The sequence below is a fragment of the Mycobacterium sp. E2733 genome, assembly GCF_001667585.1.
In the GTDB taxonomy this organism is placed as follows: Bacteria; Actinomycetota; Actinomycetes; order Mycobacteriales; family Mycobacteriaceae; genus Mycobacterium.
In genome coordinates this window covers 20,944-46,378 of sequence record NZ_LZJZ01000104.1, presented here as the reverse complement: position 1 = coordinate 46,378, position 25,435 = coordinate 20,944, and the positions used below count along the sequence as shown (strand labels likewise).

General features: G+C 65.8%; 26 protein-coding genes. 10 read left to right on the top strand and 16 right to left on the bottom strand.

Annotated features, from left to right (window positions below):
* The first annotated feature begins 105 nt into the window (after positions 1-105).
* Positions 106-1,659 (top strand): SulP family inorganic anion transporter, encoded by a 1,554-nt coding sequence (locus A5678_RS19275; protein WP_068045283.1) that lies wholly within the window; start codon positions 106-108, stop codon positions 1,657-1,659.
* Between the two features lie 6 nt (positions 1,660-1,665).
* Here A5678_RS19275 and A5678_RS19270 read toward each other — a convergent pair whose 3' ends face one another.
* The 3 genes from A5678_RS19270 to grcC1 all read right to left on the bottom strand — a co-directional run bounded on the left by A5678_RS19270 (position 1,666) and on the right by grcC1 (position 4,178).
* Positions 1,666-2,022 (bottom strand): type II toxin-antitoxin system HicB family antitoxin, encoded by a 357-nt coding sequence (locus tag A5678_RS19270; RefSeq protein WP_068045281.1) that lies wholly within the window; start codon positions 2,020-2,022, stop codon positions 1,666-1,668.
* Positions 2,023-2,216: 194 nt separating this feature from the next.
* On the bottom strand, positions 2,217-3,077 hold the full coding sequence (htpX, locus tag A5678_RS19265) for a zinc metalloprotease HtpX (RefSeq protein ID WP_068045278.1): 861 nt from the start codon (positions 3,075-3,077) through the stop codon (positions 2,217-2,219).
* 84 nt (positions 3,078-3,161) lie between these two features.
* A complete protein-coding gene (gene grcC1 / locus A5678_RS19260) occupies positions 3,162-4,178 on the bottom strand; it encodes a nonaprenyl/(2E,6E)-farnesyl/geranylgeranyl diphosphat synthase (protein WP_068045275.1) in 1,017 nt (338 codons plus the stop codon).
* A 15-nt stretch (positions 4,179-4,193) separates the two neighbouring features.
* Here grcC1 and menJ point away from each other — a divergent pair, with 15 nt between their 5' ends.
* Positions 4,194-5,441 carry a menaquinone reductase gene (gene menJ / locus A5678_RS19255; protein WP_068045272.1) on the top strand — a complete coding sequence of 416 codons (1,248 nt, stop codon included), beginning with the start codon at positions 4,194-4,196 and terminating at the stop codon, positions 5,439-5,441.
* A gap of 90 nt (positions 5,442-5,531) precedes the next feature.
* Complete coding sequence (locus A5678_RS19250) at positions 5,532-5,885, top strand: DUF732 domain-containing protein (protein ID WP_068045268.1); 354 nt, start codon at positions 5,532-5,534, stop codon at positions 5,883-5,885.
* 8 nt (positions 5,886-5,893) lie between these two features.
* Here A5678_RS19250 and A5678_RS19245 read toward each other — a convergent pair whose 3' ends face one another.
* Positions 5,894-6,586, bottom strand: a complete 693-nt coding sequence (locus A5678_RS19245; RefSeq protein ID WP_068045265.1) for a demethylmenaquinone methyltransferase — start codon at positions 6,584-6,586, stop codon at positions 5,894-5,896.
* A 55-nt stretch (positions 6,587-6,641) separates the two neighbouring features.
* On the opposite strand from A5678_RS19245, the gene A5678_RS19240 reads away from it, so the two are divergent.
* The gene (locus A5678_RS19240; protein WP_068045261.1) at positions 6,642-7,466 is read left to right on the top strand and encodes an SDR family oxidoreductase; all 825 of its coding nucleotides are present in this window, start codon (positions 6,642-6,644) and stop codon (positions 7,464-7,466) included.
* 73 nt (positions 7,467-7,539) lie between these two features.
* Here A5678_RS19240 and A5678_RS19235 read toward each other — a convergent pair whose 3' ends face one another.
* On the bottom strand, positions 7,540-8,214 hold the full coding sequence (locus tag A5678_RS19235; protein ID WP_068045258.1) for a response regulator transcription factor: 675 nt from the start codon (positions 8,212-8,214) through the stop codon (positions 7,540-7,542).
* 234 nt (positions 8,215-8,448) lie between these two features.
* Between A5678_RS19235 and A5678_RS19230 the strand changes: the two genes are divergently transcribed.
* Positions 8,449-9,912, top strand: coding sequence for an FAD-dependent oxidoreductase (locus A5678_RS19230; protein WP_068045255.1), 1,464 nt, complete (start codon positions 8,449-8,451; stop codon positions 9,910-9,912).
* Between the two features lie 86 nt (positions 9,913-9,998).
* Here the strand turns inward: A5678_RS19230 and A5678_RS19225 are convergent, their stop codons facing one another.
* From A5678_RS19225 to A5678_RS19195, 6 genes are all read right to left on the bottom strand, one after another.
* A complete protein-coding gene (locus tag A5678_RS19225) occupies positions 9,999-10,601 on the bottom strand; it encodes a DUF2510 domain-containing protein (protein ID WP_068045254.1) in 603 nt (200 codons plus the stop codon).
* Positions 10,602-10,755: 154 nt separating this feature from the next.
* Positions 10,756-11,562: a hypothetical protein gene (locus tag A5678_RS27270; RefSeq protein WP_068045251.1), complete on the bottom strand. Its 807-nt coding sequence runs from the start codon at positions 11,560-11,562 to the stop codon at positions 10,756-10,758.
* A gap of 300 nt (positions 11,563-11,862) precedes the next feature.
* Positions 11,863-12,273, bottom strand: coding sequence for a hypothetical protein (locus tag A5678_RS19210; protein ID WP_068045243.1), 411 nt, complete (start codon positions 12,271-12,273; stop codon positions 11,863-11,865).
* An 86-nt stretch (positions 12,274-12,359) separates the two neighbouring features.
* Positions 12,360-12,623 (bottom strand): hypothetical protein, encoded by a 264-nt coding sequence (locus tag A5678_RS19205; RefSeq protein ID WP_068045241.1) that lies wholly within the window; start codon positions 12,621-12,623, stop codon positions 12,360-12,362.
* A gap of 4 nt (positions 12,624-12,627) precedes the next feature.
* Positions 12,628-12,954 carry a hypothetical protein gene (locus A5678_RS19200; RefSeq protein ID WP_068045238.1) on the bottom strand — a complete coding sequence of 109 codons (327 nt, stop codon included), beginning with the start codon at positions 12,952-12,954 and terminating at the stop codon, positions 12,628-12,630.
* A gap of 1 nt (position 12,955) precedes the next feature.
* The gene (locus tag A5678_RS19195) at positions 12,956-13,123 is read right to left on the bottom strand and encodes a hypothetical protein (RefSeq protein WP_156746995.1); all 168 of its coding nucleotides are present in this window, start codon (positions 13,121-13,123) and stop codon (positions 12,956-12,958) included.
* A 567-nt stretch (positions 13,124-13,690) separates the two neighbouring features.
* On the opposite strand from A5678_RS19195, the gene A5678_RS19190 reads away from it, so the two are divergent.
* Positions 13,691-14,215: an SRPBCC family protein gene (locus A5678_RS19190; protein ID WP_197502196.1), complete on the top strand. Its 525-nt coding sequence runs from the start codon at positions 13,691-13,693 to the stop codon at positions 14,213-14,215.
* 37 nt (positions 14,216-14,252) lie between these two features.
* Here the strand turns inward: A5678_RS19190 and A5678_RS19185 are convergent, their stop codons facing one another.
* Entirely contained in the window at positions 14,253-17,426 is a 3,174-nt protein-coding gene (locus tag A5678_RS19185) for an adenylate/guanylate cyclase domain-containing protein (protein WP_068045230.1), read from the bottom strand.
* 226 nt (positions 17,427-17,652) lie between these two features.
* On the opposite strand from A5678_RS19185, the gene A5678_RS19180 reads away from it, so the two are divergent.
* Entirely contained in the window at positions 17,653-18,921 is a 1,269-nt protein-coding gene (locus A5678_RS19180; protein WP_068045228.1) for a cytochrome P450, read from the top strand.
* On the opposite strand, the gene A5678_RS19175 is transcribed toward A5678_RS19180, so the two are convergent.
* Positions 18,902-19,150, bottom strand: coding sequence for a hypothetical protein (locus A5678_RS19175; RefSeq protein WP_068045225.1), 249 nt, complete (start codon positions 19,148-19,150; stop codon positions 18,902-18,904). The two genes, A5678_RS19180 and A5678_RS19175, sit on opposite strands and share 20 nt — an antisense overlap.
* A gap of 31 nt (positions 19,151-19,181) precedes the next feature.
* Positions 19,182-21,791 carry an alpha/beta hydrolase fold domain-containing protein gene (locus tag A5678_RS19170; RefSeq protein ID WP_082945632.1) on the bottom strand — a complete coding sequence of 870 codons (2,610 nt, stop codon included), beginning with the start codon at positions 21,789-21,791 and terminating at the stop codon, positions 19,182-19,184.
* Between the two features lie 169 nt (positions 21,792-21,960).
* Between A5678_RS19170 and A5678_RS19165 the strand changes: the two genes are divergently transcribed.
* From A5678_RS19165 to A5678_RS19160, 3 genes are all read left to right on the top strand, one after another.
* Positions 21,961-22,416 carry a hypothetical protein gene (locus A5678_RS19165; protein WP_068045220.1) on the top strand — a complete coding sequence of 152 codons (456 nt, stop codon included), beginning with the start codon at positions 21,961-21,963 and terminating at the stop codon, positions 22,414-22,416.
* A complete protein-coding gene (locus A5678_RS28210; protein WP_156746994.1) occupies positions 22,413-22,613 on the top strand; it encodes a cysteine peptidase family C39 domain-containing protein in 201 nt (66 codons plus the stop codon). Before A5678_RS19165 ends, A5678_RS28210 begins: the two co-directional genes overlap by 4 nt.
* Before the next feature lie 79 nt (positions 22,614-22,692).
* Positions 22,693-23,454 carry an RNA polymerase sigma factor gene (locus tag A5678_RS19160; protein ID WP_068045216.1) on the top strand — a complete coding sequence of 254 codons (762 nt, stop codon included), beginning with the start codon at positions 22,693-22,695 and terminating at the stop codon, positions 23,452-23,454.
* A gap of 12 nt (positions 23,455-23,466) precedes the next feature.
* Here the strand turns inward: A5678_RS19160 and A5678_RS19155 are convergent, their stop codons facing one another.
* Together A5678_RS19155 and A5678_RS19150 are read right to left on the bottom strand one after the other, a co-directional pair.
* Complete coding sequence (locus A5678_RS19155; protein ID WP_068045213.1) at positions 23,467-24,090, bottom strand: FHA domain-containing protein; 624 nt, start codon at positions 24,088-24,090, stop codon at positions 23,467-23,469.
* 160 nt (positions 24,091-24,250) lie between these two features.
* A complete protein-coding gene (locus tag A5678_RS19150) occupies positions 24,251-25,405 on the bottom strand; it encodes a glycosyltransferase family 1 protein (RefSeq protein ID WP_068045209.1) in 1,155 nt (384 codons plus the stop codon).
* Between the last annotated feature and the right edge of the window lie 30 nt (positions 25,406-25,435).

Genomic DNA, 25,435 nt, shown 5'->3' with positions numbered 1-25,435 from the left:
GGTCGTAACCGTCTGTGCGCCAAGGTGTTACGCCGACGTAATACAACGCAACACGGGGCGGATATCGGAACTTCCCCCGCTAACTCCTAACGAGGGACGAGACCGATGCAAAACATCGAACAGCTCGGCAATAAACCTCTCGACCAGGCCAAGGACTCACGCAAAGACCGGGTCCGATCGATCATCCGGCACGACCTTCCTTCGTCACTTGTCGTTTTCCTCGTCGCGCTCCCCTTGTCCCTGGGCATCGCGATCGCTTCCAACGCCCCGGTGCTCGCCGGCCTCATCGCCGCGATCGTCGGGGGCATCGTGGTCGGCGCCATCGGCGGGTCGCCGCTGCAAGTCAGCGGTCCCGCCGCGGGTTTGACCGTCGTGGTCGCCGACCTGGTATCCGACTTCGGCTGGGGCGTAACCTGTTTGATCACCGTCGCCGCGGGCGCCCTGCAGGTGCTGTTGGGCCTCAGCCGCGTCGCACGGGCGGCGCTGGCCATCTCGCCCGTGGTCGTGCACGCGATGCTGGCCGGCATCGGCATCACGATCGCCCTGCAGCAGGCGCACGTGTTGCTCGGCGGGAAGTCCAAGAGCACGGCCTGGCACAACCTCATCGGCCTGCCGGGCCAGATCATCGGCGCGCATCGGCCCGGCGTCATCCTGGGCGTACTGGTGATCGTCATCCTGGTCGCCTGGCGGTGGGTTCCGGCCCAGGTGCGCCGGGTACCGGGACCGTTGGTCGCCATCGTGGCCGTGACGGTGGTGTCGGTCGTATTTCCGTTCCATGTGCGCCGGATCGACCTCGACGGGTCGCCGCTGGACGCCTTGCAGCTGCCCGACATCCCGCACGGTAACTGGGGCGCCGTTGCGATCGGGGTGATCACCGTCGCGCTGATCGCCAGCGTAGAGAGCCTGCTGTCAGCGGTGTCGGTCGACCGCATGCACAACGGGCCGCGCACCGACTTCAACCGCGAGTTGGTGGGACAGGGTGCCGCCAACATCGTTTCGGGGGCCATTGGTGGGCTGCCGGTCACCGGCGTGATCGTCCGCAGCTCGACCAATGTCATCGCGGGCGCCAAATCGCGCGCCTCGGCCTTGATGCACGGCGTGTGGATCCTCCTGTTCACCGTTCCCTTCGCGGAGTTGGTCGAAGAGATCCCGACCGCGGCGCTCGCCGGGCTGCTCATCGTCATCGGCGTTCAGCTGCTCAAGCCGGCCCACATCGAAACCGCGATGAAGCACGGCGATCTCGCCGTTTACGTCGTGACCGCCGTCAGCGTCGTCTTCCTCAACCTGCTGCACGGGGTTCTGATCGGGCTCGCGCTGGCCATCGCGTTGACCGGTTGGCGGGTGATCCGGGCGAAGGTCGATGCCAAGGCCGTCGACGGCGAGTGGCAGATACTCATCGAGGGTGCGGCGTGCACGTTTCTTGCGCTCCCCCGGCTGACGCGGGTGCTGGCTTCCATTCCCAGCGGATCCATTGCCACCGTGGAGGTTTCGGTGCACTACCTAGATCACGCGGCACACCAGGCGATCAGCGACTGGCAGCGCCAGCATGAGGCCACCGGCGGCACGGTCCACATCAGGGGCCGGCTCGAGACCGGGCATTCCGTTCGCAAGGAGGCAAGTGAGGCCATCGGACCCGAAAGGCCCGAGGCGGCTGCCTGATTCCGGTTAATCGAAGCCGGACAGGCCAAAGGTGCTGCTCGGCGTCCGCCCGCTGAGTTTCTGGACTATCCACTGGTTCATCGGCACGCCCTGTTCGGTGGCTTCTAGCGCCAGGCGGGCATGCAGCTGCGGTGACGTTCTGACGAGGAATTTCCCGCTGTAGCGGAGTTCGGAAAGCGGGGTGGGGATCCGCTCGCCGGTGGCCCGCAGGGCCTCCACATGCTCCTTCACCGCCTCTTCGATGGCGGCCACGGCCTGTGGCGCGGTCGGCGCTTCGCGCCTCATGTAGGGCAATTCGATGCACACGCCCAGATACTCGTTGTAGTCGGGCAACCACTGAGCGCGGTAGGTGTAGCGGTCCACGCGGGTTTTGATAGCACGGGCGCTATCAAAATCGGGAGTCACTCATCCCCAGGGGGACGCGGCGCCCCAGGCATGTGACTCTCCACGGATTTGATAGCGCGGGCGCTATCAAAAACGGCGACCCACACATCCTCCGGGAAGCCCCGGCTCCCCAAGCATGTGAATCGCCACGGATTTGATAGCGCGGGCGATATCTAACCCCGCGCCATCGCCTCCAGCCGCCGGATGCGGTCCTCGATCGGCGGGTGCGTCGAGAACAGCGACCCGATGCGCTCGCCAGCGCGGAACGGGTTCGCGATCATCAAGTGCGCCTGGCTGGCCAGTTGTGGCTCCGGCGGCAGCGGGGCGGCCTGAACACCGCCCGAGATCTTGCGCAGTGCCGACGCCAACGCCAGCGGGTCGCCCGTCAACACCGCCCCCGATTCGTCCGCCTCGTACTCGCGCGACCGGGACACCGCCAGCCGCACCACGGTGGCGGCGATCGGACCCAGTAACGAAACCAGCAGCAGCGCAAAGGGATTCTCGCCGTCCCGGTTGCCGCCGAACATGCCGGCCCACATGGCCATGTTGGCCAGGGCGGTGATAACCGACGCCATCGCGCCGGCGACGCAGGAGATGAGGATGTCGCGGTTGTAGACGTGGGACAGCTCATGGCCCAGCACTGCGCGCAGCTCGCGCTCGTTGAGAATGTCCAAAATGCCGGTGGTGCAGCATACGGCGGCGTTGCGCGGGTTGCGGCCGGTCGCGAACGCGTTGGGCGCGTTGGTGTCGCTGATGTACAGCCGGGGCATCGGCTGGTGCGCGGCGGTGGCGAGCTCGCGCACGATTCGGTACATCACCGGCGCCTGCAGTTCGGACACCGGTTGCGCATGCATCGCCCGCAGCGCGAGCTTGTCGCTGTTGTAGTACGTGTAGATGTTCATCCCGACTGCGAACAGCACCGCGAAGAACATGGCCGTCCTGCCGAACAGCGATCCGACAAACACGATCAACGCGGACATACCGACCAGCAGGACGAAGGTCTTGGCCCTGTTGGCATGGGGATGCCAGGTCATCGGTGTCCTCCTACGAGAGCCCGTTCATTGCTTGACCGCTGTCAATTGAACGCCCGAGAGGACCTTCCGGGTTCCGCCGACGCGCTATCCGTGCCGGCTGATCGTGTAGTCGATCAGCGTCTGCAGCGCGCGACGGCCGGGAACGTCGGGCAAAAGGGCCAGCTCGTCGCGCGCCTGGGCCGCGTATTCCGCCAACGTGCGCTTGGCCTTCGCCATGCCCGGCGACGCCCGCAACAGCGCGAGCGCCTCAACCAGCGCGTCGTCGTCGTCGATGGGCCCGGCCAGCAGTTCGCCCAGCCGCGCCGCGTCGGGCCCGGGTTCGCGCAGCGCGTAGACCATCGGCAGGGTGTGCACACCCTCGCGGACGTCGGTTCCGGGTTGCTTGCCGGACTCGCGCGAGTCGCTGTCGATGTCGATGATGTCGTCGGAGATCTGGAATGCGGTGCCCACGATGCCGCCGAGCCGGCTGAGCCGCTCGACCTGCTCGGCCTCGGCGCCCGAGAACATGGCGCCGAAACGGCCCGCCGCGGCGATCAGGCAGGCGGTCTTCTCGTAGACCACCTTCAGGTAGTGCTCGATCGGGTCGGCCCCTTCGGCCGGTCCCGTCAGGCCGCGCGTCTCGCGCATCTGCCCCGTCACCAGCTGGGCGAACGTCTCGGCGATCAGTCGCACCGCCTCGGGCCCCAGCCGCGAGACCAGCCGCGACGCCGTGGCAAACAGGTAATCGCCGGCCAGGATCGCGACGTTGTTCCCCCAGCGGACGTTCGCGGTGGGCGCGCCGCGGCGCACCTCCGCCTCGTCCATCACGTCGTCGTGGTAAAGCGTGGCGAGGTGCACCAGTTCGATGACCGCGCCGGCGATGGTCACCTCGTGTGCGTCGGGGTCCGGCCCGATCTGGGCGGACAGCACCGTGAACAGCGGCCGGAATCGCTTGCCGCCGGCCTTGAATAGGTGCGTCAGCGAGTCGGTCATCACCTCGTCGGCGCCGCGCAGCTCGGTGTCCATGAGCTGCTCGATACGCCCGACGCCGTCGCGCACCGTCGCGGCGAACGCGGGGTCACCGAAGTCAACGCCCGCCACCACCGTCGCCGGAGTACTCACCCGACCAACATACTGGTGAGCGTGGAGACCAAAGCCGACGTGGTGGTCGTGGGCGCCGGACCCGCCGGTTCGGCGGCGGCCGCGTGGGCGGCGCGGGCGGGCAACGACGTGCTGGTCATCGACTCCGCAAGCTTCCCCCGCGACAAGGCGTGCGGTGACGGGCTGACCCCGCGCGCGGTCGCCGAGTGCGAGCGCCTCGGGCTGGGCGACTGGCTGGACACCCGCATCCGGCATCGCGGGTTGCGGATGAGCGGGTTCGGCGGCGAGGTGGAAGTCGACTGGCCGGGCCCGTCGTTTCCCTCGACCGGCAGCGCGGTGGCCCGACTCGAGTTGGACGACCGGATCCGCAAGGTCGCCGAGGACTCCGGCGCGCGGATGATGTTGGGGACGAAAGCCGTTGCGGTGCATCATGACTCGTCCAGGCGAGTGGTGTCGCTGACGTTGGCCGACGGCACGGAGGTGGGTTGCCGGCAGTTGATCGTGGCCGACGGGGCCCGGTCTTCGCTGGGCCGCAAGCTGGGCCGGCGTTGGCATCAGGAGACGGTGTATGGCGTCGCGGCCCGCGGGTATCTGGCCACTCCGCGCGCCGACGACCCCTGGCTGACGTCGCATCTGGAGCTGCGCGGACCCGACGGCTCCAAGGACAAAGTGCTGCCCGGCTACGGCTGGATCTTCCCGCTGGGCAACGGCGAGGTGAACATCGGCGTCGGCGCGTTGTCGACGGTGAAACGGCCGGCCGACCTGGCGCTGCGACCGCTGATCAACTACTACACCGACCTGCGCCGCGACGAGTGGGGCTTCACCGGGCCGCCGCGGGCCGTGGTGTCGGCACTGCTGCCGATGGGCGGCGCGGTGTCCGGGGTGGCCGGACCGAACTGGATGCTGATCGGCGACGCGGCCGCCTGCGTCAACCCCCTGAACGGCGAGGGCATCGACTACGGGCTGGAAACGGGGCGGCTGGCCGCCGAACTGCTGGACTGCTGTGGCCTGTCTCAAGACCTGTCCCAGGTGTGGCCGTCGCTGCTGCAGCAGCACTACGGCCGGGGGTTCTCGGTCGCGCGCCGGCTGGCGTTGCTGTTGACCTTTCAGCGGTTCCTGCCCGCGACGGGACCGATCGCGATGCGCTCCCCGAAGCTGATGACGATCGCCGTGCGGGTGATGGCCAACCTGGTCACCGACGACGACGCCGACTGGGTGGCGCGGGCCTGGCGGGCCGGCGGACGGCTGTCCCGGTTCATTGATCGCCGAGTGCCGTTCAGCTGAGCCGTTGACGTGCGGGAAGAGCCTTTGCGCCTGGTTGGGGCAGTTGACAATTTTCCGCGCGCTTCAGGCGAGCGGTGTATAGTCCGGCTAATGAAGGGAACGAAGCTGGCTACTATCGGCGGCCTGGCCGCCGCCGCCATCGCGCTGGCCGCGCCGGCGCTGGCCTCGCCGCCGCCGTCGAATGACTACGACGCCCCGTTCAAGAACACCGTCAACGGCTTCGGCATCTACCAGCCGCAGGACCAGCTCGCGTGGCTGGGCAAGATCACCTGCGACCGGATCGGCCGGGGCGTGGACGGCGACCCCTACAAGTCGGCCAATTTCATTCAGCACAATTTGCCCCGGGGCACCACCCAGGGTCAGGCGTTCCAGTTTCTGGGCGCCGCGGTCGACCACTACTGCCCCGACCAGATCCCCTTCGTGCAGCGCGCCGGCGCTCACTGATCAGTAAGTCACCGCAGCGGCTTGTAGCCCGCGTGTAAGGCCACGATGCCGCCGGTGAGGTTGCGCCACCGCACCCCCGCCCATCCCGCCCGGGAAATGTCGCGCGCCAGGCTCGCCTGGTCGGGCCACGCCCTGATCGACTCCGCGAGGTAGACGTAGGCGTCGGGGTTGCTGGACACCGCGCGCGCCACCCGCGGCAGCGCCCGCATCAGATACTCCTTGTAGGCGGTGGCGAACAGCCCGTTGGTCGGGGTGGAGAATTCGCACACCACCAATCGCCCACCGGGCCGGGTGACGCGCGCCATCTCGCGCAGCGCCGCCTGGGGGTCTACGACGTTACGTAACCCGAAACTGATTGTCACAGCGTCGAATACGGCGTTGCCGAACGGCAGCCTCGTGGCGTCGGCGGCGACCTTGGGCACGTTGCGCACGGCACCCGCCGCCAGCATCCCGACCGAGAAATCGGCAGCCACACACCACGCCCCCGACTTCCTCAGCTCGACCGTTGACACCGCGGTGCCCGCGGCCAAATCGAGCACCTTCTGGCCGAGACCGATCGCCAACGCCGACCGGGTGGCTTTCCGCCAGTAGCGGTCCTGCCCCAGCGATAGCACGGTGTTGGTCAGGTCGTAGCGGCGCGCGACGCCGTCGAACATCGACGCGACAGCCCGTGGGTCCTTGTCCAAGGCCGCGCGATTCACGATGAAGACGCTACCCGCCGGGAATTAGGTGGCGACATCGGCGTTGTACCGCTGCGTGGCTGAAAAAGTTTGGTTTATCACCGGTACATCGCGGGGTTTCGGACGGGCGTGGGCGATAGCGGCGCTGGAGCGGGGCGACAAGGTCGCCGCCACGGCACGCGACACGGCGTCGCTGGACGACCTGGTCGAGAAGTACGGCGACGCGCTGTTGCCGATTCGCCTCGACGTCACCGACCGGGACGCGGACTTCGCCGCGGTCAAGCAGGCACACGACCATTTCGGGCGCCTGGACATCGTCGTCAACAACGCCGGCTACGGGCAGTTCGGGTTCGTCGAGGAGCTTTCCGAGCAAGAGGCGCGCGATCAGATCGAGACGAACGTCTTTGGGGCGCTGTGGATCACCCAGGCCGCGTTGCCGTACCTGCGCGACCAGCGCAGCGGCCACATCGTCCAGGTTTCCTCGATCGGGGGCATCACCGCGTTCCCGTTGGTAGCCATGTACCACGCGTCGAAGTGGGCGCTGGAAGGCTTCTCGCAGGCGCTGGCCCAAGAGGTCGCCCCGTTCGGCGTGCACGTCACGTTGATCGAGCCTGGCGGCTTCGACACCGACTGGGCCGGCGACTCGGCCAAGCATGCCGAGCCGCTGCCGGCGTACGACGACGTCCGCGCCGCCGTCCAGGCCGAGCGCAGCAAGCGCTGGGCCAGCCCGGGCAATCCGGAGGCTTCGGCCGCCGCCTTGCTGAAGGTGGTCGACGCCGAAAACCCGCCGCTGCGAGTCTTTTTCGGCGCATCGCCGCTGGAAACGGCCAAGGCCGACTACGAGAGCCGGCTGCGCACCTGGGCGGAATGGCAGCCCGTCGCTGAGCTGGCTCAGGGCTAACCGGAGCGACAACCTGTAGCCCGATCCGAATGCTTGGCTCGGCAGACCAGCCTGCAGCTGATCACGCCCTAGATCACAGATCGTTGACGCTGAGGATGCCGTCCTGGATCGCTCGGGCAATCAGTGCCGACTTGGTCGGCGCCGGCCTACCGACCGCCGCGTATTTCGCCCGGGCTCGCTGCAAATGCGTACGGACCGTTGATGGCTCGATAAAGAGCCTCTTGGCCACCTGCTCTTTGTTCTCGGTCTGAAACCACGCGACGAGAACTTCACGTTCCCGCTCGCTCAGACGGGGCCGACCCGCGGTCCGGTCGCTCAGCAGCGCTCTGGCCATCCTCGGTGCAACGTAGGGCGTATCTGTGCACGCCGCCCAGATCGCCTCGCACAAATGAACGCCGCTCTCCGACTTTGCCACGTAGCTCACGGCTCCGGCGTCGAGACTCGTCAGAATGATTTCGTCGCTGGCGAGGTACGAGTAGACGACGACTCGATTGCCGGCCTGGCAGAGCTGCCGAAGGGCGCCGAACTCAGGACCGTCGTCGTATTGCAGTGCAAACAGGACGACGTCCACATCGCTGTTTGCCGCCGAGTCAAGGGATAGGAACTCCGACGGATTCGAGTAATTCCCGACGATCTTGATGGGCGGCTCGGCCCCGCGTACCCATGCCTCGATACCGATATGAACGACATGCTGGCCGTCGATAATGGCTAGCGAAACCTCCGGCCGAACCCCACCTGCCCCAGACACCTCACCAAAACCCCTGCTGAGCGAGCCGCACTACAGTTTGCGAAAATTCCCGTTTCGAATAATCTGCAAACATCGCCGCATGCCGCGTCACTGGGCGCAGAACAAGCTCGAACGCCATAACACCCGACAGGCCGCCGCGGACGTCAGTAGTCACCGGATGAAGTAGTCGATTACTCATTCCGGTGGCACGGTGCGGACACATAATTGTGGGCATCTGCGAGGAAAGGCGGTCCGATGTCCGCACTCGAGTCCGGTCCCGTGGAAACCTGCGACGTGTGCATCGTCGGCGCCGGCATCGCCGGGTTGAACGCCCTGTTCGCCGCCAGCCGATACCTATCCCGCGATCAGAAGGTGATCCTGATCGACCGCCGGGCACGCGTCGGCGGCATGTGGGTCGACGTCTACCCCTATGTCCGCCTGCACCAGCCGCACCCCATGTTCACGGCGGGCAACATCGAGTGGACCCTCGGCAAGGACCGCAGTTACTTGGCGACCAAGGGTGAGGTGCTCGACCATTTTCAGCACTGCGTCGACGTGATACGCGAGCGCGTGCAGGTGGACGAGTATCTCGGCTGGGACTTCGAGTCGGAAGAAGAAGCGAACGGAATCGTGCGGGTCACCTGTAGGGCCGCCGACGGCCGTGCGCTCGTCGTCGAGGCGAAACGCTTGATCAAAGCCTATGGCTTGGGAGTCAGGCCGAACGAAGCGCTGGACATCTCCAGCAAGCGCGTCCATTCGGTGTCGCCCGACTACTGCGACGTGCGGGCCGGCGACATCAGGGAAAGCGATGCGCCGGTGTGGATCATCGGCGGCGGAAAGACCGCGATGGACACCGCGCACGCACTGATCACGGCATACCCCGGCCGCCAGGTAAACCTCGTCGCCGGCCGAGGAACGTTCTTCTCCTGCCGCGACAGTCTGTTACCGAGCGGCGTCAAGCGGTGGTGGAAGGGCACACCGCTGAGCACCGTCGCCGCACAGATGAGTCACCGGTACGACGGCACCAACGAGTCGGAAGTGCAAGATTGGTTTCGAGCCACCTATGGCACATTGTTGACCCCGCAGGCGGACAACTACGTGTTGGGGGTGTTGTCCGAAGCCGAGAACCGGACGATCTCCGCCGGGCTGAACGATCTGGTGATGGACTACTTCGAGGATGCGGTTGACCGCAATGGCACGACCGAGTTGGTGTTCCGGAGCGGATCGACGAAGACGATCGAACCGGGCAGCTGGGTCGTCAACTGCACCGGATACGTCAAGTTCCCCGACGAGTACCCGTACGAGCCGTACGTTTCGCCCAGTGGCGCAGTCGTTTCCATCAACGTGCGGTCGGCCATTCTGCACCTACCCGCCTTCATGGGGTACTTCCTGGGCCACTTGATGTTCCTGGGCAGACTCGGGGAGATCCCGCTCTACGAAGTCGACTGGCAAGAACTGCGGCGCAAGGCGCCGTTGGCATTCCCGTACGTGCTCTTCGCGCTCGTCCAGCACAACATCAGCCTGATCTACGACAACGTCCCGAGTCGCGTGTTCGCCGACAACGGCCTCGATTTCGACAAGTGGTACCCGCTACCGCGCCGCTTGCCGGGCCTGGCACGGTTCATGCTCGGGCACCGCCGCGAACGCGAGCACGAGCGACATGTTCTCGACACGGTGCGGGAGCGATTCGAAATCCGTTGCGGGCCACTGAGCGCGTAGCGCCTACCCGGCGCCAGGCCTAGCTCTCGAGCTCAAGCCAACGGTCGCCGCCCCCTTAGCCTGGTTGTACGAAGTGGCTCAGTGCGTCACGTTGACTCGGCTTGGTCGAACGGCGGGGGCGGCATATACCGGCCATAGGTGCCACGCGGATCACCCTTGCAGTACAGCCGGTCCTCGTACTCGGCGCGGTTCGAAAGCACATCGCGGCGATACTCCTCACGGAGCTCCTGGTCACGGCGATCGCGAGCGGACTTCTGCTTCCAAAAGAAAAATCCGCCGGCGCCGACAATGGGAACCAACACAATGAGCAACCAAGGGTGCTCGGTGATGATGCCGAGCATCACCAGCCCGAGAAACACACCGGCCCCGATCAACAAGGTCCGGTGGTTGGACCGAGTGCTCGCGATCGCACCGCCAGCGCCACCGACGGCAACCGACGATTTCGACGACCCACCAAAAATGGCGGCCAGAATCCAGATCGGCAGCCACAGTCCGCAGGTCAGAAGTGTCAGCACGGCGTGCAGCGCGTGGTTGGTCCCACTGCCGGTCGACACCGCTACCGCCACCGCCGGAGCGGGCGGCTGGGGGAACGGCGGCGGCGTGGGGACAAAGTGTTGCGTCCACCGCTGGCCGTCGAAGTAACGTTGTCCCGGTTGACCGCTCGGGTCCGGGAACCATCCCGCGTTCACGCGAACACCAGCCTTCGGCCGGCTGTGTTGTTCATACTGACTGTTCCTCCTTTGTTGTGTGCTGGTGGTCGCTCCCCGCGATCACACCGATGAGATTCGATTGATCGCTCTGACTCGCCATCGAGGCTCTGTCGGCGTTTGCTTGCGAAGGACATCAGCAGGGAATGACGTACGCAGGGTCAGTTGAGCGATCCAGCCACTTTCCATAGGCCCCGCTGCCGGCCGCATAGACAGCCGTACAAACCTCTCGTCGAGTTGTACCGGCGAATTTGAATACGGCATAGATCGGATTGCCCTCTTCAGACTCTTGGCGCAGCGATGGGCACGCTTGATCGGTGCGCAGGTAGGACGCGCCGGGGTTGGCGTTAAGCAGATTTTTTACGCCAGCGGCATACCTACCCGGCGTGGTGACATTTCCCAATACCACGATCCCCCGGCCGTTGCAGGTCGGATAACTCATCGGCGTAGGTAACCCCAAATCGCCGGGCGGCAGTGCTGGCACTGGCGCAGGGCTAAGCGGTGCAGGGGCTTGGGTGACGGTCATGGGCGGTGGAGCGACGATCACGGGTGGTGGTGGGGCTGGCATCGCCGTGAGGGTCTGCGTCGCCGTTGTCGGGAGGGCACTAGCAGTGACCGTCTGCGTCGCCGTCGCATAACCCGTCGGATTCGTCGGTGTCGGCTTGGTCAGCGAGATCACCAGCACGATGACGGCGACGATCACCACCCCGGCAGCCACGATGCCGCCGACCAGCTTGACCACGCCCGCCCAATCCTGTTGGGGCGCCTCTCGATAAGGCGACTCGTCGTAGTACCGCTGCGACTGGGGCGGTACAGACCATGCCCGCTGTGTGTCTGCGTTCGCGAACTCCTCCGCCGACATGGTGGACCAGTCGGTGTTCGAGTAGTCCTCAATCGGCGGGTCGATGGTGCCGTCCGAGTGGACAACGAAATCGGTGCTCATTAGAAGCTCCTCACATAATGTGCGACACCGACGGTGTCGTGCTTGGCGGCGTCGCCCGCCTCAGGGGCGCGGGTCAGAGCGGCAGCGGCCAACCCGTTGGCGCGCATCGGCTTTCGGTAATGGGTCGGCGTGGACGCGACGACCACGTGGAGCGGCGTACTGGAGACGCCAGAAGCCCTCACGACCGCCGACCTCATCGGATCACCACGGCGGTCCAGCTCTCGCAGTCGGCCAAGCGGACGGTGACGGTGTTCAGCTTCATTGGTCGCGGAGCGATAGACGAAATTGGTCATTCCTCGCCTACATCCGGTTCTGGGCCGGGCCGTCGTAGCTGTACGGCGCGGGCAGTACCCGCAGACAGTTGACGTCGTGGTGGTCACCGTCGCGCGCGTAGTCCTGGTAGGCCGAATTCCCGTCGACGTACAGCGAGCAGCCCAGCGTGACGGTCGCGTCTTCGGGCTGCGGGTCGGCCCCGATGAATTCGCCGGGGAACGCGTAATAGGTGGCCGTCGAATGCCCGCCGCAGACCATCGATGTCTGGGTGTAGCTGCCGTCGGGGTAGTGAGGCGAGCGCACCGGGATGCAGGCCGGTCCTGACCAGTACACCTCCGACACGATGCGGCTCATCGCCGCGTGGGCGGGGGCCGCGAATGCGAGCGTGACCGCGAAAGCCGTCACCGCCCATCCGGCGAAGATTGCCTTCTTCAGCATTGGGATCGATTCCCTCCTTTCGTTGTTCATAGGGGGCGTCTCTGCTGGCCGGGATGGTGATCGCTCGTTGCACCGGGCGACGCCAGTTAGAGGCGCTCCAATGCGGAATCGGATTGGGGGTCGACGATGTCGACCACACTGCGGTCAGAGGATGGGCCGTCGGATGCTGACGGCCCGTTCATTCTCATCGCCTGCTGGACCGTGAGTGGGACCGGCGTGGGGGGCGCGGGCCGCTCCAAGGGGACCAGCCAAGCACAGCAGGCGACCAGGTACACCAGCAACCCGATGGTGTCGAAGACGAGCCAAGCCGCCCTGCGGCGGCTCATCTCGCCGTGCAATGTCTTTCTCATGGCCTCACCAGACGATGACGACAGCGTTATTGCCGCCGACGCAGCGCGCGGCGGGACCGTACATAGTGGGGCCAGTTAGCCGGGTGGGGCCGCACTCCATCTGATAGACCTCGTTGGTCAACGGGCTGTAGGCGTAGACCGGGTTCTGGCCATTCGCCGCTTGGTAGACGTTGTAGGCGAACGCGCAGGACGTGGAGCCGCCCTCGACGCCGTAGCCCGGCCCACAGACATCGAAATAGCCGTCCGCGTGTGCTGATCCGGCTGGTGCCGCGAGGGCGAGACCGCCCGCGACGGCTGCGGCGGCGATGCCGCCGACGAGGCTCTTCTTCATGTCACTTTTTCCCGTCGTTTCGGGTCTGGGTGACGATGGCCAACAGGGTTGCGATCGCCGTCATCACGGCAGTGACGGCGGTGAAAATCCACATCAAACGGGGTGCGGAGTCCGGATAACCGGCAGTTACCAGCATGGCGATGGTCGCCGCTGCTGAAACGACGGCCACCAGTCCGATCAAAAGCCGTGGCCGACGAAGGGTAAGCAGAATTGATGATTTGTGCATGGAGTCCCCCCACTTCTTTATTGATTGATTGCGGTGCACTCAATGAACATCCGCTTGCGGACGCGACGAGTGACTTTCCCCCAGGCGTCACTGTAAGCCGACGCTTGCCAGCTCACCATCCGCCGAACGGTTGACAGAGGCTGTAGCCCTCTCGTTGAAATCGTGACTTAGCCGATGGCCTAACCGGTGTTAGCGTCCGTTCGACGGACAAAAGATCTCCGCAGGTCTGCCGCCAACTGGTGAGACGACCGAAACGAAGTTTCGAGACCCTCTTGTGTCGTCCATCTCGAGACGACCTGGATTCCTCGCGAACGTATATGCAGTCAGTACGATTGCGCATTTCAGATCACGGCCGACCAACCAATACGGCCATCCACAGATTCAGGTTAGAAAACGAGGACCTTCGACCCTTGCCCAATGGCACGGAGGCCCTACCCCGGTCGGGGCAATGGGGCAAGAGTCATCGTCTGGTGGCGCACGATTTTCCCGCACGCAATGAGAGGAGAAGTCGTGGACAGCTCGAACGATCAACGTTTTGCCGTGACTGATACGACCGCGCGCGCAGTGCTCTCGACCCCGGGTCGATGGCTCACTCAAGTTACCGTGGCCGTCGACCCTGAAGTGGCGTACAGGTTCGTCAGCACGCCTCGTAACTGGCAGCGCTACTTTCGGATCACGCGCGACCTCGAGGGCGAGCCTGTCGATCGCCACGCTACCTACGGGGACCAGTTCGTCGAGCGCACCCAAGGCCTCGCGTGGTTCCTGGACCCGATCGCCTGGATCGTCGTTGCCGACGAACCGCCGAATCTTTGGCGCATCCGCGGTTGGAGACAGGTCGGGCGGCTGTGGCGGCGCGAGATCGGGTCCATCACCTACCGGTGCGCACCAGTCGGTGAACAGAGAACAGAGATAAGCCGTGAGATGACGTTCGAGGTGGGGGCGATCGCCCCGTTGTTAATGTTGCGTGCCCGCACCAAACGAGAATTTGTCACGTCGCTCAACCGCCTGCGCGACGTGCTTGAAGAAACTGGCTAACGCAAGACACGGTGCGCATGCCCGCGAATGGCCGCCGTCATGGCATGGCCTCGCACCACGCGATATGCCCTTTGTAGCCAAGCGCTTTCGCCATCTCACGGTAGCGATCCCGACCGCCGCGGTAGGCGGCCGCATCGCCGCGGGCCCGGCCGAGCAGCGCCCGCAGCCGCAGCAACCAGATGTCGCGCATCACCAGACCTTCGTCGGCCGGCGCGACCGCCAGTCGGTCAATCGCGGCCTCCACTTCGGCCACGTCGCCGTCGGCTCCCCGATCGAGCAACGTCTCCACTAGCACAGCCGTCGCCGGAATGCCCCACAGCGGCATACGTCCGTGGCCGAACAGATGGTCGGCGGCGGCGCGCATCACCGGTATGGCGGCATCGGGATCTCCGCGCCTCGCCGTCTCGCGTGCCGAGTAGACCTGGACGATCGGGAGATCGCTCAGGTTGTGTCGTCGGCTCAGGAACACCTCCCCGACCTCGGCCAACAGTTGCTGCCCGCGGCCGCGCTCCCCAATCGTGTTGCGGTGCACCAGCGCAACGCCCAACGTCGCCCGGATGAAGCCCACCACGACGTCATCGCTGGATCGCTCCGCGACTTGTAGCGCGTTCTCGACCTCGCGCAGCGCAGGAGCGTCTGGCATCAGCACCCCAAACGGCACGCCCAGCAAGTAGACATAGCCGACGGCCCCGGCGTAGGACGCCGGGTCAGCGCGGCGGGCCATCGCGACGCCGTGCCGCAGGTCTTCCGACCATCCGGGCCGGCCCAGAAAATAACGAGCCATGCCCCGCGACGCCAAGGCGAGCGCCAACGGACACCCGACGAGAAAGTTGCCTTTCGACGGATCACCGTCGGCCAGGTCGACAACGGCCTGTGACAATCGCAACACGTCACACCATTCGGCGCTCTCGATCTTGCCGTAGATCACCGGGAAGGACAGCCCAACCGTCAAGGTCGCGTCTCCGAGCGATTCGGCGAGGGCCCAGGCTTCCGATCCCAGCTGCGACGCCTCGCGGAGCCGGTCCTGATGCGCGTAGCCGACGACCAACCCCGCCGTCGCGATGCCCAGTGACGCTTTGTCGCCGGCGGCGCTGCACAGCTCCCGCAGCTCGTCGAAGCGGTCACCGGCAACGCCGGCATGGACTCGCCAACCGGTCCCGCACAACATGGTGCGCGGGGCGATACGCATGGCCGCTCGTTGCTGATGGTTGGCTGGCAGGGCGTCGGCGATCTCCGCCGCTCGCTCCCAACTCAGTCGCGCCGCGCTGATGTCGCGGTTGGTCGCCCAGGTTGCGGCGCGCATGTGCCAGCCGTAGGCGGCGTGCAGATCACCGGCGGCCTGAAGATGTTGTGCGATCAACGCCGCGTTTTCGTCGCCCGATTCCGGGTCGCGGGCTTCGATCGCGGCCGCCACCCGTCGGTGCAAATCGGAGCGATCCGATTTCAACTGTGCTTCGTAGGCGACCGAATGAATGAGCGGATGGTGGAACACGTACTCCGGTTTCCGGGCAAGGCTGACCCGGTCGATGACCTGGGCCGCAACCAGCTCGTCAATGACCGGCTCGACACCGAGCGCCGTGAGTAGGTCGAGGCCGAACCGCGAGCCGATGACCGCCGCTGCGCTCAACGCGCGCTTGGCTTTCGGATGGAGCCGGTCGATGCGCGCGGCAATGGTTGCCTGCAACGTGGCCGGCACGCTCACCTCCCCGTCCTCCGCCGCCGAGGTATAGGCACCAGGCTCCCCACGCAGCACACCACGCTCGGCGAGTTCGCGCACCAACTCCTCGGCGAAGAACGGGTTGCCGGCGGCCCGCTCGGCCACTCTCCGGCCCAGCGCAATGACCGACGGGTCGGAGCCGAGGAGATGCGCGACCAGCGTTGCGGTTTCCGAATCACTCAGCGGCGCAAGGGTTACCGTGCGAGCACCGGCGACGCGACCCAATGCCCCGCGGTATTCGGGTCGGTAGGTGACCAACACCAGCGAGGGCGTCTGCGGAATCACCCCAAGGAAATCGGTCACCATCGACTCGCTGACCTCATCGATCCAGTGGGCGTCCTCGATCACATAGACCGCCGGGCTTTGGCGGGACAACGTGGCGGAGTTGACCAGCGAGGCCAACCGCCGCCGGCGCGCATCGGGATCGATCGCCGGTATGGCAGTGCCCGGGTCGGCGATGCCGAGCAGGTCATCGAGCAGCAGCGCATCCTCTGGGCCTGCGCCTGGGATTTGCTCTCGCACCCGGGCACGGGCCGCCTGCCCGTCAAGACCGTCGACGCCGATGGCCGCCCGCAACAGACGCGCCACGGCATGAAACGAAATCTGGCTGGTGTGTGACTCACAGAAGGCGCTGAACACCTGCACGCCCCGCAACGCCGCCAGCGCGGCGACCTCGCGCACCAGACGGCTCTTCCCGATCCCGGGTTCGCCCACCACCTCAACCACAGCGCCATGTCCGCCGAGTGCGTGGTCCAACAAGCCCTCGACGGCGGACATTTCCCACCCGCGACCGACCAGATTCGGTTCAGCGCGCTCGGTGGCGCGATGCCGGTCTCCGATGCCCAGCAGGCGGTACGCGGTGACCGGTTCGTGGGTGCCCTTGATGTGGACCGTCTCCGGTTCACCCAGTGTCGCCGCGCCGTCGACCAGTCGTGCGGTGGAGACGCTGAGCATCACCCCGCCCGGCGGCGCCACCGATTCCATCCGCTGCGCCATACCGACCTGCTCCCCGATGGTGGTGTAGCGCAACGCCGTTGAGCCGACTTCCCCGGCGATGACCTGACCGGAATTGAGCCCTATCCGCAAGGCGAGTTCGACACCGTCGCGGGCTCTCACCTCAGCGGCAAGCCGGGCGGTCTCCTCTTGGATGCCCAGCGCCGCAAGGCAAGCGCGAATAGCGTGGTCCTCCAACGCGACCGGGGCTCCGTATACGGCCATGATCCCGTCGCCGGTGAACGTGTCCACCGTGCCGCCGAACCGCTGCACCACCGCGGTGGCACGGTCTACCAGGCTCATCATCATCTCGCGGAGCCGCTCCGCCCCCACCGTCGACGCGATGTCCATCGAATGAACAACATCGGCGAAGAGGACCGTGACTTGCTTGTACTCGGCGCGGCTATCGGGGTCCCGGACCGGTGCGCCGCAACCGTGGCAGAATCGTGCGTTCTCTAGAAACTCGGTGCCGCACCTTCGGCACGCTGCTTTGGTCGTCATCCGACCCTCCGCCAATCCCGGCACCCACGTTCAAGCGTCCGACTCAATACGCTAATTTCTCGTTGCTCCCGGCGCCATCGTTTTCATCCGCCGGCCCGATGAGCCCAGGCGCTTTGCGAGAGTAGTGATACCGCAGACAGGTAGTCGACTACGCGTGTGGGGTGCTCTCGCACCAACGAGAGTTGATGGCGGAAGTACTCAACCGACGCCCCTCGGGAGCACCACCATGATCACCACGGTTGACGCCTCGACTTGCCCGAGCGTCTTCGATGCCGGCCTTCCGACGATCGATTACGAACATTGCCAGAGCCCCGATGAGGCGCACCTGATTCTGCACGAGGCGCGACGCCGAGCGCCCATCGCGATCGGCCCACACGGGCCGGAGGTGCTGACCTACGAACTAGTCCGAAGCGTGCTGCGCGACCCGCGATTCCGCTTACCCCAGGGCATGTTCCTTGCCTCCCAAGGGATCACGACCGGCCCACTGTGGGAGCGCGTCGCGACCAACCTGATCAGCCTCGACGGTGCAGAGCACCACCGGCTGCGCCGACTGGTGTCCAAAGCCTTCACACCGCGAGCCACCGCCCGGTTGCGCACGACGATCGTCGAGGTGATCACCGAGCTGTTGGACCACCACGCCGCCATTGGGCGCTGCGAGGTCGTCGCCGACATCGCCCGTCAATACCCAATCCCGATCATCTGTGCGCTCTTGGGCGCCCCGGCCGAGGACTGGAAGCTGTTCTCGGAATGGACAGACGACATCTTCAAGGCCTTCAGCTGGGAGGCCGCCGCCCACCAGCGAACCATCTTGTCCGCCTGGGAAGAACTCGACGCCTACATCGACGACATGGTCGCGCAGCGACGCCACCGCCTGACCGACGACCTCGTCTCCGACCTGATTCGCGCCGAAGACGACGGCGATCACCTCAACGCCGACGAGCTACGAATGCTGGCAGCGGGCCTGCTGGTGGCCGGCACCGACACCACCCGCAACCAGCTGGCCGCCTCCGTGCACGCGCTGTGCGACCGTCCCGACCAGTGGGAGTTGCTGGCAGCGCATCCCGATCTCGCGAACAGCGCGGTCGAAGAGACGATGCGGCATTCCCCCATCGCGGCCGCCACCTTGCGCATCGCGCTCGAGGACGTCGAAATCGCCGGCGTGGTAATCCCTGCGGGCACCCTGGTCATCGCGAACACCGCCGCAGCCAACCGCGATCCCGCCGTCTACGACGATCCCGACCGACTCGACATCACCCGCGTGGGAGCCCCCGCAATGCAGACGTTCGGCGCCGGCATGCACTACTGCCTGGGCGCCAACCTGGCCCGCCTCGAGCTCGCCGAAGCCCTGGCGACCATGGCACAGCGCATGCCCAACGCCCGCCGCACCGGCCCCGCGCCGTGGAAGCCCCTCACCGGGCTGAGCGGACCGACCACGCTGCCAATCGAATTCGACCCGATATCGATGAACACCGTGACTATCGCGCGGTGCGGATGACGAAGGCATCGATGTTCTCGTCATAGCCGACCGATTCATCGACGAACAGTTCGCCCACCGGATGACCGTCCTCGGCGACGGCGATGAAGGTCGCTTCCTCCGGGTTGTACGTCACGGATCCCTGCACGAACATCGCGGCGACCTCGTGCCCATCGGCTCCGAATACGACAAGCTTCAAGCCTTTGGCGTCCTTGACGTATTGCGATGCCTCCGCACGAGTCGTGATCATCGTTGCGAGTCCTTTCTGCGCTGCCGGGCCGTCAGAGTGTGGGCTGCGAAACCCTTGCCTCCATGAAGAATTGGCGCAGCGAATCCGCCATGCGGGCACGTACCGGTGCACCCGAGATGACCACGTCGACCATCGCCAGCGATTGGTGGGTGTGACCGCGGGCGCACAGATACTCCGTCGGGACACCGGCCGCCTCGAGCGCGGCGGCGTAGGCCGCGCCGTCGTCGCGCACGGGATCGAACTCGGCCGTCACCACGATCGCCGGCGGCAGCCCGGACAGGTCGGCGGCATACAAGGGCGCGAAGCGGGGATCGCTTCGATCCGCCGCGTCGATGTAGTGGTCGTAGAACCATTCGACCAGCGGCGTCGTGAGACCGTAGCCGTCCGCGTTTTCGGCGAACGATGCGCGTGTCACGTCGCCGGCCGTGCACGGCGCCAACAACGCCTGCCCCATGATGACCGGGCCGCCCATGTCCCGCGCCAGCCGGCACACCACCGCCGCGAGCCCCCCGCCCGCACTCCAGCCGCACACCGCGAGCCGCCCCGGTATGCCCCCCAGCTCCCGGGCGTTGTCGGCGACCCACCGGACCGCGGCCATCGCGTCGTCGACCGCCGCAGGGAAGCGATGCTCGGGCGCATGGCGGTAGTCGGCTGAGACCACCACGGCGTCGCTGTGCACACATAGGTCCCGGGACAGCGGATCATCCGAGATAGCGTCACCGAAAACGTAACCGCCCCCGTGGAAATACACGACGATCGGGTGCGGGCCCGGGGTGGGGGGCCGGTAAAGCCGGTACGCCAAATCGCCGGCGGCGCCGGGCAGGACATCGTCGACGATCTCGCCGACATCCGGTCCCGGCGGTCGAGCCGTCGACATCTGCGCGTAGACCACGCGGGCGTCCTCGACCGCCATCGATTCCATCGGCGGCAGGTTCATCGCCGCCACCTCGTTGAGGACCATCTCGACGTCCGGCTGCAACCGGCGCACCACACCGTCGTTGCAACGCGAGCCGTTGGGGCCTGACCTCTCGAAGCCCAGGTAATCGCGGGAGACCACCTCGTCGCAGCTGACGCGGTAGAAGTCGACGCCCCCACAGTAGGGCATGAATACCCGCGGCTTGCCGGGCACATTGGCGCCCATATACCAGGAGTTCGCCGTTGGGAAGAGGGTGATGTCGGCACAGTCGTTGACGTGCTGCATCCACCCGGCCTCGGCGGTTTGTGTTGGCTCGATGACTTCGAAGCCGTTGGCGTCCAAATGACCGAGGCAGTCGAGCACCCAATCCACATGCTGTTCGATCGACACGGTCATGTTCGACAACACCGACGGACTTCCCGGGCCGGTGATGAGAAACAGGTTCGGAAAGCCGACCGTCGTCAACCCGAGGTAAGTCTGCGGTCCGTACGCCCACTTCTCCTTCAGCGCCAACCCATTACGCCCACGGATGTCGACGGCCATTATCGCGCCGGTCACGGCGTCGAAACCTGTTGCGAAAACGATCGCATCGAGCGCGAACGACTCATCGAGGGTATCGATGCCCGTTTGTGTGACTTGCCGGATCGGATCCTTCCTGATGTTGACGAGGCGCACGTGCGGCAGGTTGTAGGTGGCGTAATAGTCCGTGTCGAGGCATGGCCTCTTAGAGCCGATGGGGTATTCCGTCGGGCAAAGATCGAGCGCCGTCTGTGGATCATCAACGAGGGAGCGGATTTTGGTGCGGAAGAACTCGGCGAACTCGTGGTTGGCCGCGGGATTGCTCATCACGTCGGCGAAGACGTTGATGGACTCCAACAGTAGACCCAACTCCCATACGCGCTCGTAGCGCTGTTGACGTTCAGCCTCCGGGACGCTGAAAGTCGGGGTGACGCTGCGCTCCATCGGGACGCCACCGCGCGACACCCTCGCCGCCGCACGGTATTCCGCCTCGTCTGCAAGGACCGCTAACATCTCGGATGTCAAGGGTCCGTTACGGGCCGGGATGCAGAAGGTCGGGGTGCGCTGAAACACCACCACTTGTTCGGCTTCCTGGGCGATCACCGGAATCGACTGCACCCCAGAAGAACCCGTACCGATGACCCCCACCCGCTTGTCCCGGAAATCGACTGGCTCGCGCGGCCAGCTGCTGGTGAAGTAGACCTCGCCGGCGAACCGCTCGAGTCCGTCGATCTCGGCGTGTTTGGGCACGGACAGACAGCCCGTGGCCATCACGACGAAACGGGAGGTGACCTCCCCATCGCGGTCGGTGGTCACATGCCACAGCGATGATTCGTCGTCCCAGCGTGCCTGGCGGACTCGAGTTGAGAAGGTGATGTGACGCCGCAGGTCGTGCTTGTCGGCGACATGATGCAGATAGCGCAGGATCTCCGGCTGGGTGGCGTACTTCTCGGACCATTGCCAATCCTGCTGCCAGTCCGGATCGAAGCTGTACATGTAGTCGAAGCTGGGTATGTCGACCCGGGCACCCGGATACCGATTCCAGTACCACGTGCCGCCGAGGTCGTCGCCCGCTTCGAACACACGAAATCGGTATCCGCCGCGGCTCAGCCGGTGGGCGAGGTACAGGCCCGCGATACCTGCGCCCACCACGACGACGTCGACGTCCGGCCTCAATGGGTCCGTCCTGGCTGCATCGGTCGTCATCATCTGATCATCACGCTGCGCTGACCCGTTGTCTTGAGTACGGCAATACTTGATTTGCTACTGACCGGCGCCGGCGAGCATCCCCACAATGTGTCACCGTTTCGCGTGGCTGAAGCTCCTATCCGTGAGAGTGGCCTTTCCGGGACCCACCGCGACCTAGGAGCGACGAATGAAAATTGACCGAAACAGCGATGACCGCGAAATCCGGCATGAGTCCGTCTTTCGTCAGCGGTGGCGCGACCGACAATCCGCGGCAACCCGCCCCGGTGAGGTGATCCGGCAGCAGGGGTGGGTCGACGCGGGACTTTTCGCACTCTCTGTGCTGTCGACGGCGGGCGTCGTGACCGTCTGCACGATCAGCATTGCCCAGACCGAGACGCTGCCCGCAGTCGCGGAAGGCATGTCGGTGACCGCGATTCGTGCCGACGGGACACCGCCCGCCCAAGGCGCTGCCGCGCAATTCCGGGATCCTTCCGGCACAACGCAGGGCGCGGTCGTCGTCGAAGTGACCGCTACCGAGGTGAGAGCCAGGTTGGAACGGCCCGTTGCGGCGCCGGCCGGTGAACTTGTTGTTCCGAAGGGCCGGCAGCGGCTGATCAGCGTGTTGCTGCCGAGGCTGCGATGAAAGGGCGGTCGATCCCGTATATCGCTCAGGCTGAGATGGCCGACTGCGGTGCCGCCGCACTTGCCGTGGCGCTCGGCTATCACGGCCGCGAGCTGCGCATCGCCCACGGCGGCACCGGAAACGGCACCGGCGCGCCCACGGTTATGGGGCGGTGGTCGTACGCGTGCTCCAGGTACCGACCCTTACCAAACGGGTAGGAAACCCTTCCCTTGCGGAAGATGAAACTGGCTTCCGCGGTAATTACGAAATCACCCGCCAACCCCGAGCATTTCAGTCATGACTTCCATGACCACGGTGCCGAAGAACCGCATCATCAGCGACACCGACCTCGCCCGCGCCGCGGCGACCGGCGACCGCGCGGCGTTGGCCGCTATCTACAACCGCTATGCAGGCCCACTTCACGCCTACTGCGTCGGCATGCTGCGTGACCGCCACGCGGCCTCCGACTGCGTGCAAGAGGTCTTCTGCATCGCGACGACAGAGTTGCCGAAGCTGCGTGATACGGACAAGCTGAGGCCGTGGCTGTACGCCATCGCCCGTCGCCGCGCCCTGCGGGCCCTGTCCGAACGTCGCCGTGAGGCCGCCTGTGACGAGCTGCCCGATGATGTGGCGACGGGTCCGGGGCCGTTTACGCTGACGGCCCAGAACGAGCTCCGCCAACTGATCGCCCAGGCCGCCGGCGGATTGTCCGAGCGCGACCGCCAGGTGCTGGAGCTCGCCTACCGCCACGGCGTAACCGGAACCGAACTCGCGCAAGCGCTGGGCATCAGCTATGACTCCAGCAAGAAGCTCCTGCAGCGGCTGCGCGACACCATCGAACGCTCCCTGGGTGCGCTATTGGTGGCAAGGCGCGCCCCGCGGAACGGCTGCCCCCGGCTCGCCGCGGAGCTGTCGGGCTGGGACGGGCAGTTCACCGTCCTGATGCGGAAACGCATTGCCCGCCATATCGAGTCGTGCCCCACATGTGACGAATACCGTCGCAGTGCCCTCAATGCCGTCGCCATGCTCGGCGGCGGGGTGCTCGACAAGGTCTCCTAGTCACCCGGCCGCTCACGTTTGCGTACGACGGTCACGCAGCATGGAGCGGTTGACGGCACCGAGCCGGATGGCCGCGTTGGCCAGCCTTACCCGGCGATCTCCATCGGTGTTGATGCCGAACTTGTCGTACAGGTGTTGCAGATGTTGCTTGACGGCCGCTTCCGTGACGAATAGCTCCTGGGCCATCCGACGAACCGATGCAGGCTCGGGAAACGGGTCATCGGATACAAAGGGGCGACACAAAACTTTGAGGACGTCGAGTTCGCGCTGGGTCATCCGCGGCGGTCGCAGGATGGACTTGCCGGTTTCGGTTTCTTGATCGGCCGGCGCCTCGCCAGCGCCCCTGGTCATCCAGAAGACCAACCGTGAACTGCCGAGCCGCAATTCGTCGCCAGACCGCAGAATCCGTTCTGCAGTGATCTTTTCTCCGTTGACAAAGGTGCCGTTGCGGCTACCTAGGTCCCGCACCGACCACGCTTGACCGAAGTTCTCCAAGACGGCGTGTACGCGGGACACGGTCGGGTCGTGCTCGAACGACACCGCGTTGGTCAAGGACTTGCCGAGGGTCACCCGTTCACCGCTCAGCGCGACCAGCTCTCGCCCTGACGGTTTCCAAACCTCTAAGTGGGAAGACATACTGACCCCTCCTATCAGGCCAATTCTGCCCCTTGTCCTTGCCCCGCCGATCCGGCACCAGACTTGGATGTTAAGCCCAACACACGGCCGCGAGAAGCATTCAGCCGAGCTGACGAGCAAATCTTCGTCCGCGTGGGCCGGCGCTGGGCCGACCGCCGGCTCAACCGCCCTGCGCGTACCGCTTGGCGAACATCCGCCTGCGGGCAAACGGCGAGAGGACGGCCTCGTAGTGGCCGAGCAGCTCGTCGCAGATCACCGGCCAACTGCGGCCGAGCACGCTGCGCCGGGCGGCGAGTGCATAACGCTGGCGTTCGTCGATCAAATGGGTGACGGCCGCGGGCAACTTCGTCTCGAACTCGCCGACGCCCAGTAACAGACCGGTGCGCCACGGCGTGACGAGGTCACGTGGGCCGCCGGCGTCGGGAGCGATCACCGGCAACCCCGACGCCAGCGCTTCCTGCACGACTTGGCAAAACGTCTCGTGCTCGCCGGGATGCACGAAGACATCCATGCTGGCGTACGCCGCGGCGAGTTCTTCGCCATACAACGCGCCGGTGAAAACCGCTGTCGGCATTGCCTTTTGCAACTTGCTCCGGTCGACGCCGTCACCGACGATGACGAGTTGCACGTTGTCGCGGGCCGCCAGCGGTATCAGCCGCTCGACGTGTTTCTCGGGTGCCAACCGGCCCACGAAGCCCACGATCGGCTTGTCTTGCGGCGACCATCGCCGCCTGAGCGCTTCGTCGCGCGCCGAGGGGGCGAACCGCAAGACGTCGACCCCGCGCGCCCAGTGGTGTACCCGCGGGAAGCGTTGCGCCACAAGTGATTCCATGGTCACACTGGACGGCGCCAGGGTGCGGTCGGCAAGGCTGTGCAGATGACGGAACCAGGCCCACGCCGCCCGCGCCGTCATGGGGATGCCATAGCTGGCCGCGAAACCCGGCACGTCCGTTTGATACACGGCGACCGTCGGCACTCCCAGCCACCGGGCCGCCTTCACCCCGCCGTATCCCAATAGCGCCGGCGAGGCCAAATGCACGACGTGCGGGTCGAATCCGCGTAACACGCTCACCATCCGGGGCATCGGCACACCGAGCGGCAGCGTGGTCACCTTCGGAAACATCCGCGAGGGCACCCGATGCACCCGGATCCCGTCGTGAATGCGATCCGCCGGGGTTTCCCCGGGTGGGGTGTCCGGGGCGATGACGAGGGCTTCGTGACCGGTCCGGCGCAGGTGCTCGAGCACCCGGAGCACCGAGTTGCTGACACCGTTGACTTCCGGCAGGAACGATTCGGCGACGATGGCAACGCGCACACCACTACGGTGTCAGCGTCGCTTGTCGCG